At 70.8% G+C, this 11,807-nt stretch carries 14 protein-coding genes; 9 read left to right on the top strand and 5 right to left on the bottom strand.

From position 1 onward, the window contains the following. Nucleotides 1-22 precede the first annotated feature (22 nt). From ACWD3I_RS19010 to ACWD3I_RS19000, 3 genes are read left to right on the top strand one after another with little or no spacing between them, the layout of a single operon-like run. Entirely contained in the window at nucleotides 23-610 is a 588-nt protein-coding gene (locus ACWD3I_RS19010) for a TetR/AcrR family transcriptional regulator (RefSeq protein ID WP_365399192.1), read from the top strand. Then, nucleotides 607-1,059: a VOC family protein gene (locus tag ACWD3I_RS19005; protein ID WP_365399195.1), complete on the top strand. Its 453-nt coding sequence runs from the start codon at nucleotides 607-609 to the stop codon at nucleotides 1,057-1,059. The genes ACWD3I_RS19010 and ACWD3I_RS19005 overlap by 4 nt, the downstream gene beginning before the upstream one ends. After that, nucleotides 1,056-1,880: an SDR family oxidoreductase gene (locus ACWD3I_RS19000; protein ID WP_365399197.1), complete on the top strand. Its 825-nt coding sequence runs from the start codon at nucleotides 1,056-1,058 to the stop codon at nucleotides 1,878-1,880. The genes ACWD3I_RS19005 and ACWD3I_RS19000 overlap by 4 nt, the downstream gene beginning before the upstream one ends. Here the strand turns inward: ACWD3I_RS19000 and ACWD3I_RS18995 are convergent. From ACWD3I_RS18995 to ACWD3I_RS18985, 3 genes are read right to left on the bottom strand one after another with little or no spacing between them, the layout of a single operon-like run. Beyond that, on the bottom strand, nucleotides 1,864-2,169 hold the full coding sequence (locus ACWD3I_RS18995; RefSeq protein ID WP_365399199.1) for a DUF1330 domain-containing protein: 306 nt from the start codon (nucleotides 2,167-2,169) through the stop codon (nucleotides 1,864-1,866). The genes ACWD3I_RS19000 and ACWD3I_RS18995 overlap by 17 nt on opposite strands. A gap of 21 nt (nucleotides 2,170-2,190) precedes the next feature. After that, nucleotides 2,191-2,379 carry a ferredoxin gene (locus ACWD3I_RS18990; RefSeq protein WP_365399202.1) on the bottom strand — a complete coding sequence of 63 codons (189 nt, stop codon included), beginning with the start codon at nucleotides 2,377-2,379 and terminating at the stop codon, nucleotides 2,191-2,193. Beyond that, a complete protein-coding gene (locus ACWD3I_RS18985) occupies nucleotides 2,376-3,656 on the bottom strand; it encodes a cytochrome P450 (protein ID WP_365399205.1) in 1,281 nt (426 codons plus the stop codon). Before ACWD3I_RS18985 ends, ACWD3I_RS18990 begins: the two co-directional genes overlap by 4 nt. A gap of 126 nt (nucleotides 3,657-3,782) precedes the next feature. Here ACWD3I_RS18985 and ACWD3I_RS18980 point away from each other — a divergent pair, with 126 nt between their 5' ends. The 5 genes from ACWD3I_RS18980 to ACWD3I_RS18960 all read left to right on the top strand — a co-directional run bounded on the left by ACWD3I_RS18980 (nucleotide 3,783) and on the right by ACWD3I_RS18960 (nucleotide 7,944). Continuing rightward, the gene (locus ACWD3I_RS18980) at nucleotides 3,783-4,154 is read left to right on the top strand and encodes a carboxymuconolactone decarboxylase family protein (protein WP_365399208.1); all 372 of its coding nucleotides are present in this window, start codon (nucleotides 3,783-3,785) and stop codon (nucleotides 4,152-4,154) included. Then, nucleotides 4,151-4,996 carry an NAD(P)-dependent oxidoreductase gene (locus ACWD3I_RS18975; RefSeq protein WP_365399211.1) on the top strand — a complete coding sequence of 282 codons (846 nt, stop codon included), beginning with the start codon at nucleotides 4,151-4,153 and terminating at the stop codon, nucleotides 4,994-4,996. Before ACWD3I_RS18980 ends, ACWD3I_RS18975 begins: the two co-directional genes overlap by 4 nt. A gap of 88 nt (nucleotides 4,997-5,084) precedes the next feature. Continuing rightward, entirely contained in the window at nucleotides 5,085-6,356 is a 1,272-nt protein-coding gene (locus ACWD3I_RS18970; protein WP_365399214.1) for an aromatic ring-hydroxylating oxygenase subunit alpha, read from the top strand. Nucleotides 6,357-6,367: 11 nt separating this feature from the next. After that, entirely contained in the window at nucleotides 6,368-6,700 is a 333-nt protein-coding gene (locus tag ACWD3I_RS18965) for a hypothetical protein (RefSeq protein WP_365399217.1), read from the top strand. After that, nucleotides 6,700-7,944: a metal-dependent hydrolase family protein gene (locus ACWD3I_RS18960; RefSeq protein ID WP_365399220.1), complete on the top strand. Its 1,245-nt coding sequence runs from the start codon at nucleotides 6,700-6,702 to the stop codon at nucleotides 7,942-7,944. The genes ACWD3I_RS18965 and ACWD3I_RS18960 overlap by 1 nt, the downstream gene beginning before the upstream one ends. A gap of 64 nt (nucleotides 7,945-8,008) precedes the next feature. Here ACWD3I_RS18960 and ACWD3I_RS18955 read toward each other — a convergent pair whose 3' ends face one another. Continuing rightward, the gene (locus tag ACWD3I_RS18955; RefSeq protein WP_365399223.1) at nucleotides 8,009-8,773 is read right to left on the bottom strand and encodes an SDR family NAD(P)-dependent oxidoreductase; all 765 of its coding nucleotides are present in this window, start codon (nucleotides 8,771-8,773) and stop codon (nucleotides 8,009-8,011) included. Nucleotides 8,774-8,779: 6 nt separating this feature from the next. Continuing rightward, a complete protein-coding gene (locus tag ACWD3I_RS18950; protein WP_365399225.1) occupies nucleotides 8,780-10,264 on the bottom strand; it encodes a class I adenylate-forming enzyme family protein in 1,485 nt (494 codons plus the stop codon). A 75-nt stretch (nucleotides 10,265-10,339) separates the two neighbouring features. Here ACWD3I_RS18950 and ACWD3I_RS18945 point away from each other — a divergent pair, with 75 nt between their 5' ends. Then, nucleotides 10,340-11,506 (top strand): acyl-CoA dehydrogenase family protein, encoded by a 1,167-nt coding sequence (locus ACWD3I_RS18945; protein ID WP_365399228.1) that lies wholly within the window; start codon nucleotides 10,340-10,342, stop codon nucleotides 11,504-11,506. Nucleotides 11,507-11,807: the final 301 nt, after the last annotated feature.

Here is an 11,807-nt window from a genome sequence, read left to right as displayed (position 1 = left end):
CCGCATCGCGCAGCGTGCGCTGGTGAGTCGGGGAGCCCACTACGCGACCGAGGTGCGCTCGCTCCTCGACGCGGCACTGGAGGTGATGCGCGCCTGCGGCACGGCCTCGCGGCCGCGGGTCGCGGACATCGTGGCGGCGGCCGGACTGTCGAACGAGGCGTTCTACCGGCACTTCCGCTCGAAGGACGCCCTGGTCGCCGCGCTCATGGAGGACGGCGCCGAGCGGCTGTGCGGCTACATCGCCCACCAGATGGCCAAGGAGTCCACGCCCCGGGAGAAGGTGCGCCGCTGGGTCGAGGGTGTCCTCTCCCAGGCCATGGACGAGGACACGGCGGCGACGACGCTCGCCGTGATGTGGAACGCCGGCACGGTGGCCGAGGGCTTCCTCGCGGGACCCCCGACCGCCGCCGGCCTGCTGGCGACGCCGCTTCGGGAGCCGTACGCCGAACTCGGCAGCACCGACCCGGACCTGGACGCGTCCCTGGCCGCCCACGCGACCGTGGGCCGGCTCGCGGACCACCTGTGGCGACGGGAGCGGCCCACGGCGGCCGACGTCGACCACATCACACGGTTTCTGTTCCGTACCGTCGATCAGGAGGTGGGCCCGTGAAGGCCGCCGACCAGTTCCACATCGGGATCGTCGTCGAGGACCTCGCCGCCGCGGCGGCCGAGCTGTCGGCCGTGTTCGGCTACGAGTGGTGCGCCGAGACGGGCGCGGAAGTCAAGGTGACCCTGCCGGCCGGCGACACCGTGCTCGACCTGAAGAACCTGTACTCCACGACCACACCCCGCCTGGAGCTCGTGCGGAGCATCCCGGGCACCCTGTGGGCCCCTGGTGCGGGCGTCCATCACCTCGGCTACTGGTCCGACGATGTGGCCGCCGACTCCGCCGAGCTCGCCCGGCACGGCTACGAGGCCGAGGCCGTCGGGAAGCGGCCCGACGGGACTCCGTACTGGGCCTTCCATCGCAGTGGTGCCGGACCGCTCGTCGAGCTGGTGAGCCGTGAACTCCAGCCGGTGCTGGAGCAGTTCTGGGGGAACGGAGGGGCGGCGTCATGACGACGGTGGGGATCGTCACCGGGGCGGGACGCGGCATGGGGCTGGAGTGCGCACGACGGCTCACCGGAACGGTGGACCGGCTGCTCCTCGTCGACCTGGACGAGAAGACGGTGACCGAGGCGGCCGACGCGCTCTCGGGACAGGGCGCGGCAGTCGAGCCGTACGCCCTCGACATCACCGACCGCGAGGGGCTCGCGCGTCTCGCGACTCGGGCCTCCGAGCTCGGCACGCTCCGGGCCGTCGCCCACGCCGCCGGTATCTCGCCGACCATGGCCGACTGGCGCCGCATCCTCACCGTGGACCTCGTCGGCACGGCCCGGCTGGCCGAGGCACTGCGCCCGCTCGCCACCGCCGGGACGGCGTCGGTGTGCTTCGCCTCGATGGCGGCACACATCGGCATCCCGGAGCCGAATCCGGCGGCGGACGCGGCAGTGGCGGACCCGCTCGCCTCAGACTTCCTGGACCGCCTCCAGGCCGCCCTCGGCCCGGCCGTCGAGGACTCCGGCGTCGCCTACTCCTGGGCCAAGCGCGGAGTGCACCGCTTCGTCCAGCGGGAAGCGATGCGCGTCGGCCCCGTCGGCGCCCGCGTCTGCTCGGTTTCTCCAGGCATCGTCGCCACCCCGCAGGGACGGCAGGAGGCGGAGCATCACCCCTCGATGAAGGCCCTCGTGGACGGCTCGGCGCTCGGCCGCGAGGGCCGCCCCGAGGAACTCGCCTCCGTCGTCGCCTTCCTGCTGTCCGACGAGGCGTCGTTCCTGACCGGCGTGGACGTGCTCGTGGACGGCGGGGTGTGCGCGGCCCTGGCTACGCGCCGGGCATGACGAAGCCGGTCACGATCACGGCGTGGGACTCGGCGGCCGCCTGCCGCAGCGGCTTCGCCTTCTCGTACGCGGGCGACTCGTACCAGGCGCGGGCCGCTTCCACCGACGCGAATTCGAGGACGACGGTCCGGTCACCGTGCCACTCGCCCTCGAGGACCTGCGGCGAGGGGTCGGCGGCCAGCACGGCGGCCCCGCTCGCGGCCAGCGTGGGCCCTGCGGCGCGGCCGTACGCGGCCATGCCGGCCGGGTCCTTGATGGCCTCGGTCACGATGACGTACGCCTTCGGCATGGCTCTCCTCGACGCTCGAAGTCAGCTGACGGTGATGGCACGCTCGGGACACATCCCGGCGGCGGAGCGCACGACGTCCTCGCACTCGGCGGGGACGTCCGGGGTCTCGACCACGGCGTAGCCGTCGTCGCCGATGTCGAACACCTCGGGGCAGAGCGAGCAGCACACTCCGTGTCCCCGGCAGCGGTCGTCGTCCACGGTGACCTTCATCGGGCCTCGCTCCACTCCAGGCCGAGGTGGGTGAGTCCGCGCAGGATGAAGGTCGGGACGTACTGGTAGCGGCGGGCGTCGGCCGGGCCGTGCGCACGCTCCGAGACCCGGATGTCGGAGGTGCGGTCCAGGAGCCGTTCGATGGTCACCCGGGCCTCGGCGCGGGCCAGCGGGGCGCCCGGGCAGGCGTGGACGCCGCGGCCGAAGGCCATGTGCCGCCGTACGTTCGTCCGGGTGATGTCGAACGCGGCCGGGTCCTCGAACTGGCGCGGATCGCGGTTCGCGGCGCCGTTGAGCACCATCACCGTGGTGCCCGCCGGGAGTTGGACGCCGCCGACCGTCGTCGCCGCCTTCGACAGCCGGAAGTCGCCCTTGACCGGGCTCTCGATGCGCAGGGTCTCCTCGATGAAGTTCGGGATGCGGTCGCGTTCGGCACGCAACAGCCGTTGCAGGTCGGGCTGTTCGGCGATCAGTCGCAGTGCCGCGCTGAGCAGGCGGACGGTGGTCTCCTGGCCGGCCGCGAAAAGGTTGGCGGCGACCCGGACCACGTCGGCGACCTCGGGTGTCGAGCCGTCCGGGAAGGTCGCGGTGGCCAGACCCGTCAGCACGTCCGCGCGGGGTTCGCGGCGGCGTTCCTCGACGTACGTCGTGAAGCGGCCGTACAGATACTCCAGCGGGGAGTGGCCCATGGTGTCGTCGCCCGTGCTGCCGATCCCGGCCTCGTCCTGCGGCCGCCGCTGGAGCTTCGCCATGAACTCACGGCGGTCCTCCTCGGGCACGCCGAGCAGGTCGGCGATGACCAGCAGGGTGAAGGGTCCGGCGAATCCGCCGATGAACTCCCCTTCGCCCGGGGCGAGATACGTGTCCAGGAGGCCGTCGGCGAGGTGCCACATGGACGCCTCGTTCTCCTTGAGGCGCTTCGGCGTGATCAGCCGCATCAGCAGCGCACGGTGGTCCGTGTGCGTGGGCGGATCGAGGGTGGGCAGCTGGTCGCTCATCGGGAGCTCGTGGCGGTGCCGCTCGATGAGCCCGCTGATGTCGTCGCCCTCCAGCGGCACCGGGAAGCCCGGGAAGGGGCCGCTGACGGAGACGCAGGCGGAGAAGGCGTCGGTGTCGTTGTAGACCTGCAACGCCTCTTCGTACCCGGTCACCATCACCACGTCGTGATGGCTCTCGCGCTGCACGGGACACCGCCCGCGCAGCGCCTCGAAGTAGGGATAGGGGTCCGCGACGAGAGCCTCGTCCCGGAAGAAGTCGATCGCCTCGAAGTCGTCCACGTCTGCTCGGCTCTCTGTCGGTCAGGGCCCTGACGTCGAGGGACGGTAGCACAATTCTCCATTTGCTGGAATCTTGGATGTACGTTTTTGAGAGCGGCATTCTCATACGGCGATCCAGGGAGACCCATGGAAGAGTCCGAGGCGCTGAGCGCCGCCCGCGGTATGCGTCGTGCGGTGCTCGGCGACGCCTATGTCGACGGCGCCAACGCCGACCCCGACCCCGTGGCCGGCGAGTTCCAGGACTACCTCACCGCGACGGCGTGGGGAGTCTGGACCCGCGGTGGCCTGAGCTCGCGTGATCGCAGCCTCCTCGTCCTGGCGATGACCGCCGCACTCGGCCGTATGGAGGAGTTCCGCATCCACGCGGAGAGCGCCCCCCGTGCCGGCGTGACGGACGCCGAGGTCGACGAGCTGCTGTTCCAGATCGCCGCCTACGCCGGTGTACCGGCGGGGAGTTCCGCCCGCCGGGTCGTCGCGGCCGTACGGAGGCAGAGGTGACCGTCGGGTTCGTGGGCCTCGGCAACATGGGCGGCGTCCTGGCCGCGAACCTCGTCGCCGCGGGCCATGACGTGGTGGCCCACGACGCCCTCGGCCCGCGGCGCGCACCCGAAGGGGCCGCCTACGCCCCTGGCGTGGCCGAAGTCGCCCGCGGTGCCGATGCGCTGGTGCTCAGCCTGCCCGACGGCACCGCCTGCGAGCAGGTCGCCCGCGAGCTCCTCGCCGCCGAGGGCCGACGTGTCCGCCACGTCGTGGACACCTCGACCGTCGGCGTGAGCGCGGCCCGGGCCCTGGCCGGACTGCTCGCCGAGCAGGAGGTGGGCTATGTCGACGCCCCGGTGTCGGGTGGCGTCGCCGGAGCGCGGGCCCGCACCCTCACCGTGATGTACGCGGGCTCCGACGACGACTGCGCCCAGGTCGACGAGGTACTGGCCGGTCTGAGCGACCGCCGTCACCGGGTCGGCGCGCGCCCCGGCATGGCCCAGGCGCTCAAGCTCGCCAACAACTTCCTGTCCGCGACGACCCTCGCCGCCACCAGTGAGGCCGTGGCCTTCGGACTGGCGGCCGGCCTCGACATGGCCACCATGCTCGAGGTGCTGAACGGATCGAGCGGCCGCAGTGCCGCCACCGAGGACAAGTTCCCCCGCCATGTCCTGACCGGCCGCTACGCCGCCGGCTTCGCCAACTCCCTGATGTGCAAGGACGTACAGCTCTATCTGCGGGAGGCGGGCGCCGGCCCGGGGGCGATCGGGGACGCGGTCGGGGCGGTGTGGGAGCGGTTCGCGCAGGTCGAGCCGGGTGCCGACTTCACCCGGATCTATCCGTACGTGGAGGGTTCTTGACGCTCCGACGCAGGCGAGAATAGCATTCTCATACGGAGAGACTGAGATTATCACTCTCTCCGTACAGCCGACTGGAGGACCAGACCCCATGGCGCACTTCAAGAAGCCCGAAGCGGGCAGCTGGACCGAGCACCTCAAGATCGGCACGGAGCCGGTCAGTTACGAGGACTCGATCTCGCCCGAGCACTACGAACGCGAGCGGGACGCGATCTTCCGGCGGACCTGGCTGAACGTCGGCCGTGTCGAGCAACTCCCCAAGCGGGGCAGCTTCTTCACCAAGGAGCTGGACGCGGCCCGCACCTCGGTCATCGTCGCCCGCGGCACGGACGACGAGGTGCGCGCCTTCCACAACGTGTGCCGGCACCGCGGCAACAAGCTCGTGTGGAACGACTTCCCGCGCGAGGAGACCAGCGGGGTCTGCCGCCAGTTCACCTGCAAGTACCACGCCTGGCGCTACGACCTGGAGGGCAAGCTCGCCTTCGTCCAGCAGGAGCAGGAGTTCTTCGACCTCGACAAGTCGCGGTACGGGCTGAAGCAGGTGCAGGCGGAGGTGTGGGAGGGGTTCGTCTTCGTGAACCTCGACCCCGAGAACACCACCCCGCTCCGGGAGTACCTCGGCGAGTTCGCCCACGGCATCGAGGGCTATCCGTTCCACAAGATGACGCAGGCCCACAAGTACCGGGCCGAGATCGGCGCCAACTGGAAGCTCTTCATCGACGCGTTCGCCGAGTTCTACCACGCGCCGATCCTGCACGCGGGCCAGTACACCTCCGACGAGGCCCGCAAGATCCAGAAGTACGGCTACGAGGCGCTGCACTACGACATCGACGGCCCGCACAGCATGGTCTCCTCCTGGGGCGGCATCGCCCCGCCGCACGACCGCGCGATGGTCAAGCCCATCGAAGGCGCCCTGCGCAGCGGTCTGTTCGGCCCGTGGGAGGCACCGGACATCGGTATCGAGACGGCGGACCTGCCGCCGGCCATCAACCCGACCCGCGACAAGCGCTGGGGCATGGACTCCTTCGTCTTCTTCCCCAACTTCATGCTGCTGGTCTGGCGGCCCAACTGGGTGCTCACGTACCACTACTGGCCGACCGCCCACAACACCCACATCTTCGAGGCGACCTGCTACTTCGTCCCCCCGGAGAACGCCTTCCAGCGCCTCCAGCAGGAGCTGGCCGTCGTCTCGTTCAAGGAGTACGGCCTGCAGGACGGCAACACCCTGGAGGCGACGCAGACGATGCTCGAGTCGCGCGCGGTGCGGGAGTTCCCGCTCAACGACCAGGAAGTCCTGCTCCGGCATCTGCACCAGACCGCCCGCCAGTACGTCAGCGACCACGAGCAGCGCACCGCGTCTTGAGGAGACCGACCATGCCCACTGCCGTCTTCCCGCCCGAGTTCGCAGCCCTGGAGCCGTTCGCCGACTGGGCGGTACCGACCGAGAAGGCCCGCTACGCCAAGCGGATCGCCTCCACCATGGATGAGCTCGACGCCTTCTACGACACGGCGTTCCCGCTGCTGAAGGACGGCACGGAGTATCTCCGGAACGTGTCGATGCGGGACATCTCCGAGCCGGACAAGCGTCTGCTGTGGCTGTTCTGCGCGCTGGTGACCGTCGCCTTCTCGGTGGAGGCATGGCGTCAGCCCAAGGTCCCCGACACCGGACCCGCGAGCATCGACGCCGTGGTCGAGCCGGCCGTCTGATGCCACGCCCCCGCACCCCTCAGCCACCCGTCCGTCTCCGCAGCGCCCGGATGCTCGACGTCGACAAGGGTGAACTCGTCGAGCCGGGTGACCTGTTGATCGAGGGCGACCGCATCACCGCGATCGCCCCGACGACGGTCCCCGAGGACGCCGTGGAGATCGACCTCGGCGACCTGACGCTCCTGCCGGGCCTGATGGACATGGAGGTCAACCTCCTGCTCGGCGGCCCCGACCACCGCAGCCCCCTGAACGCGGTCCAGGACGACCCGGCCGTACGCACCCTCCGTGCCGTGGCCAACGCCCGCCGGACGCTCCGATCGGGCTTCACGACCGTACGGAACCTCGGTCTGTTCGTGCAGACGGGTGGGCTGTTGCTGGACGTGGCCCTCAAGAAGGCGATCGACCTCGGCTGGATCGAGGGGCCGCGGGTCGTCCCCGCGGGCCACGCCATCACCCCGACCGGCGGTCACCTGGACCCGACGATGTTCCAGGCGTTCGCCCCGCACATCATGCCCCTCACCGTCGAGGAGGGGATCGCCAACGGCGTCGACGAGGTGCGCAAGGCGGTCCGCTACCAGATCAAGCACGGCGCCCGGGTCATCAAGGTGTGCGCGTCCAACGGCGTCATGTCCCACACGGGCCCGGCCGGCGCCCAGCAGTACTCCGCCGAGGAACTGCGGGCGATAGCCGACGAGGCGCACCGGGCCGGTCTGAAGGTGGCGGCCCACTGCATGGGCGACCAGGCGGTCCGGGCCGCGCTGGACGCGGGCGTCGACTGCATCGAGCACGGCTTCCTGGCGAGCGACGAGGTCCTGGACCTGATGGTGGAGCGGGGCACGTTCCTGGTGGCCACCACGTACATGGCCGACGGCATGGACGTCTCCGAAGCAGCACCCGAACTCCAGGCCAAGGCCGCCGACGTGTTCCCCCGCGCCAAGGCGACGATCAGCCGCGCCATCGAACGCGGCGTCCGCATAGCCTGCGGCACGGACGCCCCGGCGGTCCCGCACGGCAGGGGAGCGAAGGAGCTGATCGCGTTGGTGGATCGCGGGATGACCCCCCTGGCAGCCATCCGCGCGGCCACGACGACAGCAGCAGACCTCATAGACGCGGATGACCGCGGCCGCTTGGAGCCGGGCCTACTGGCTGATGTGATAGCAGTCCCGGGCAACCCTCTGACGGACATCGGAGTGACCGAAGACGTCCGGTTCGTGATGAAGGGCGGTCACGTGTACCGGCCTTAGGGGCGCGGGGAACCGCGCGACCGGCCACAACGAACCCGCGGCCGCCGTCGCGCAGAGCCCCCACTCACACTTTGCGAGTGATCCCCCCATCCACCCGCACCATTGCTCCGGTCGTAAAGCTCGAGGCGCCGCTGGCGAAGTGCAACGCCAGCGGCGCCACGTCGTCCGGGCGCCCCAGCCGCCCCAGCGGCACGAACGACGCGTCGAAGTCCGCCGCCTCCCACTCCTGGTGCGCACCGGTGCGGACCGGCCCCGGAAGGATCGCGTTGACCCGGACCTTGGGTGCGTAGGCCTCCGCGAGACCGATGGTGAGGGCGTTGAGGCCCGCCTTGGCGCAGACGTACGGCAGTTCGTGGACGCTCGCCAGCAGCGACCCCGCGGTGCCGATGTTGATCACGGACCCGCCCCCGTGCTCCGCCATGTGCTTGGCGGCCAGTACCGCGAGCCGGAACGGTCCCTTCAGATTCACCGCGAGGGTCTTGTCGTAGAGCTCCTCGCTGACCGTGTCGAGGCTCTCGTACAGCGGCGACATGCCCGCGTTGTTGACCAGCACGTCGAGCCCGCCGAACTCCTCGATCGTCTCGGCGACCAGCCGCTCGCAGTCGTCCCACCGGCCCACATGGCAGGCGACGCCCACCGCCCGCCGTCCGGTGGACGCCCGCACCTCCTCGGCCACCGCCCGGCACGCCTCGGCCTTGCGGGAGGCGACGACGACATCGGCGCCGGCCTCCGCGAGGGTCTGCACGATGGCCCGGCCGATGCCGCGCGACCCGCCGGTGACCACGGCCACCTTGCCGGTCAGGTCATGGAGTTCCGTGAAGGAGGTCATGGGCGATCAGCCTTTCGGTAGCGTCGTCGGCAGCCGGCGCCTCAGGAGCTTTCCGGTGGGGCTGTACGGGAGTTCGTCGCGGAAGACGACCACGTCCGGTGTCTTGGAGCCCCGTAGACGGGCGCGCACCCAGGCGCGCAGCGCTTCCGCGTCGACGGTCGCCCCCGCGTGGGTGACCACGAACGCGGCGATCCGCTCGCCCCATTCCTCGTCCGGCACCCCGACCACCGCGGCCTCGCGCACGGCGGTGTGCCGCAGCAGCACGTCCTCGACCTCCGCCGGGGCGATGTTCTCCCCGCCCCGGATGATGGTGTCGTCGGCGCGGCCCTCGATGAACAGATAGCCGGCGTCGTCGAAGTGGGCGAGATCGCGGGTGTGGAACCAGCCGTCCGCCGCCGGGAGCGCGGCGTCCCCCCTGTACTCCCCGGACACCTGCGGCCCGCGCACCCACAACTCGCCCGCCACACCGGCAGGTCGGGCGGCACCCGAAGCGTCCCGGATCTCCGCCTCCACCCCCGGCACCATGCGCCCGGCCGACCGCAGTCGTGCCCGCACCGCCGGATCGGCGGAGGACAGGGCGGCCCGGTGGTCCTCGGGGCCCAGCAGCGCGATGGTCGAACTGGTCTCGGTCAGGCCGTAGGCGTTGGTGAACCCGGTGTCCGGGAAGGTCCGCAGGGCGGCCTCCAGCACGGTGTGCGGCATCCGGGCCCCGCCGTACGCCAGCGACCGCAGCGTCGGAACCTCGGCCGGCCGCCCGTCCAGATGCTCGACGACACGGGCCAGCATGGTCGGTACGACCATGGCGGACGTGACCCCTTCGCAGCGCACCAGCCGCAGCCAGGCCCCGGGTTCGAAGGTGCCGAGATGCACCATGCGCCGCCCCGCGTAGAGGTTGCTGAGCACGGATCCGACGCCCGCCACGTGGTACGGCGGGACACTGGCCAGCACGGCGTCGTCCGGGGACGCGGAGCCGAACTCCACGGTCTGCAGGACGTAACTGCTCAGATGCCGATGACGCAGCACCGCCGCCTTCGGTGCGGCAGTCGTCCCGCTCGTGAACAGCAGCACGGCAGGGTCGTCCGCGTCCGCCTCCAGGCCCTCGGCCGGCTCCGCCGCCAGCCCCTGGGTCACAAGGGCTTCGGGGGTACGGACCTCGAGCCCCGGGAACGCCTCGCCCAGCGCTTCGTCGGCGATCACCAGAGGTCGCTCGGTGTGCTTGAGCAGACCGGCCAACGCCTCCGCCGAAAGCCGGTAGTTGACCGGAACCAGCGGCACACCCGCCAGCGCGGCACCGAACAACAGCACGGTGAGGGCAGGTCCGTTGACCCCCGCGAACACCAACTCCCGGGCGCCGGTGCGGTGGACGACGGTCGCGACCCCCGAGGCGGCCCGTCGGAGCCGCGCACAGGTCATACCGGAGTCGCGCGGTCCGACCGCGACCCGGTCCGGATCGCCGACCGCGGCCATGTCGAGCAACATCGCGATGTTCAAGACGAGGTCTTCCTTTCTCGACGAGCGCGAACGATATTCTACTTACAGGGAAACCTCATTCTCCAGGGAGCGTCCGTGGATTTCGAGCTCACCGAGCAACAGGAGGACATCCAGGCGGGCGTCCGCGAACTCGCCGCTTCCTTCGGTCCCGAGTACTGGGCCGAACGGGACGAGCGCGCGGAGTTCCCCTGGAGCTTCTACGACGCCTTCGCCAAGGCCGGCTGGCTGGGCATCGCCGTCCCCGAGGAGTACGGCGGGGGAGGACTCGGCGTCCTGGAGGCCTCGCTGCTGCTCGAAGAGGTGGCGGCCTCAGGCGCCGGCATGAACGGTTGCAGCACCATGCACCTCACCATCTTCGGCCTCAACGTCCTGGCCAGGCACGGCAGCGAGGAACTCCGCCGCGAGGTCCTGCCGCACGCCGCCTCGGGCGACCTGCACGTCTGCTTCGGTGTCACCGAACCCGACGCCGGCACCGACACCACCAGCATCACCACGTTCGCCCGCCGTGACGGCGACCACTATGTGATCGACGGCCGCAAGATCTGGATCACCAAGGCCGGCGACTCCCAGAAGATGGTCCTGCTCGCCCGCACCACCCCGCGCGAGGAGGTCGACAAACCGACCAAGGGCATCTCCGTCTTCCTTGTCGACGTCGACCGCACGGCCATGGACATCCGGCCGATCCCCAAGATGGGCCGCAACGCCGTGGCGTCCAACGAGATCTTCATCGACGGACTGCGCGTCCCGGTGGGCGCGCGCATCGGCGAGGAGGGCGAGGGCTTCCGCTGTCTGCTCGACGGGCTCAACCCGGAGCGCATCCTGCTCGCCCACGAAGCCCTCGGCCTCGGCAGGGCGGCACTGGACGCCGCGACCCGCTACGCCCGCGACCGCGTCGTCTTCGGCCGCCCCATCGGCCAGAACCAGGGCATCGCCTTCCCTCTCGCCGAGGCCCTCACCCGGCTCGACGCGGCCCGGCTCATGGCCCGCAACGCGGCCTGGCGCTACGACCGGGGCCTGACGTGCGGACGCGAGGCCAACATGGCCAAGTTCCTGTGCGCCGACGCGGGCTTCCAGGCCACCGACCGCGCCGTGCAGACCCTGGGAGGCATGGGCTACGCCCGTGAGTACCACGTCGAGCGGTACTTCCGAGAGTCCCGGCTGCTGCGGCTCGCCCCGGTCAGCCAGGAGATGGTGCTCAACTACGTGTCCCAGCACGTGCTGGGACTGCCCAGATCGTACTGACACGTCACGGGACGTCGCGCGCGCAGCGCATCGCGACCTCCCGGCCGTGAGCGCCGGCCGGGAGGGGACGGCGACCATGGAGTCCAGCGTGTCGAGACGGCGGTTCTTGTCGCGTACGTTCCCGGGCAGGGGATTCGCCCGTCCGCCGAGATCACCGCCCGGGGGTGGCTGACGGATGCCGCAGCCACCCCCTCGGTGCAACCACGTCAGCCCTTGCGGGTGTTGATCTCCTCGGTGAGGGCGGGGACGACGTCGAAGAGGTCGCCGACGACGCCGTAGTCGACGAGGTCGAAGATCGGGG

The organism is Streptomyces sp. NPDC002817, from assembly GCF_053592055.1.
The sequence above is the reverse complement of the archived record's forward strand: the minus strand, read 5'-3'. Positions and strand labels throughout refer to the sequence as shown.

Coding starts and splice junctions, on each gene's coding strand:
- ACWD3I_RS19000 (WP_365399197.1), top strand. CDS start 1,056: ATGACGACGGTGGGGATCGTCACCGGGGCGGGACGCGGCATGGGGCTG.
- ACWD3I_RS18995 (WP_365399199.1), bottom strand. CDS start 2,169: ATGCCGAAGGCGTACGTCATCGTGACCGAGGCCATCAAGGACCCGGCC.
- ACWD3I_RS18990 (WP_365399202.1), bottom strand. CDS start 2,379: ATGAAGGTCACCGTGGACGACGACCGCTGCCGGGGACACGGAGTGTGC.
- ACWD3I_RS18980 (WP_365399208.1), top strand. CDS start 3,783: ATGGAAGAGTCCGAGGCGCTGAGCGCCGCCCGCGGTATGCGTCGTGCG.
- ACWD3I_RS18970 (WP_365399214.1), top strand. CDS start 5,085: ATGGCGCACTTCAAGAAGCCCGAAGCGGGCAGCTGGACCGAGCACCTC.
- ACWD3I_RS18965 (WP_365399217.1), top strand. CDS start 6,368: ATGCCCACTGCCGTCTTCCCGCCCGAGTTCGCAGCCCTGGAGCCGTTC.
- ACWD3I_RS18960 (WP_365399220.1), top strand. CDS start 6,700: ATGCCACGCCCCCGCACCCCTCAGCCACCCGTCCGTCTCCGCAGCGCC.
- ACWD3I_RS18955 (WP_365399223.1), bottom strand. CDS start 8,773: ATGACCTCCTTCACGGAACTCCATGACCTGACCGGCAAGGTGGCCGTG.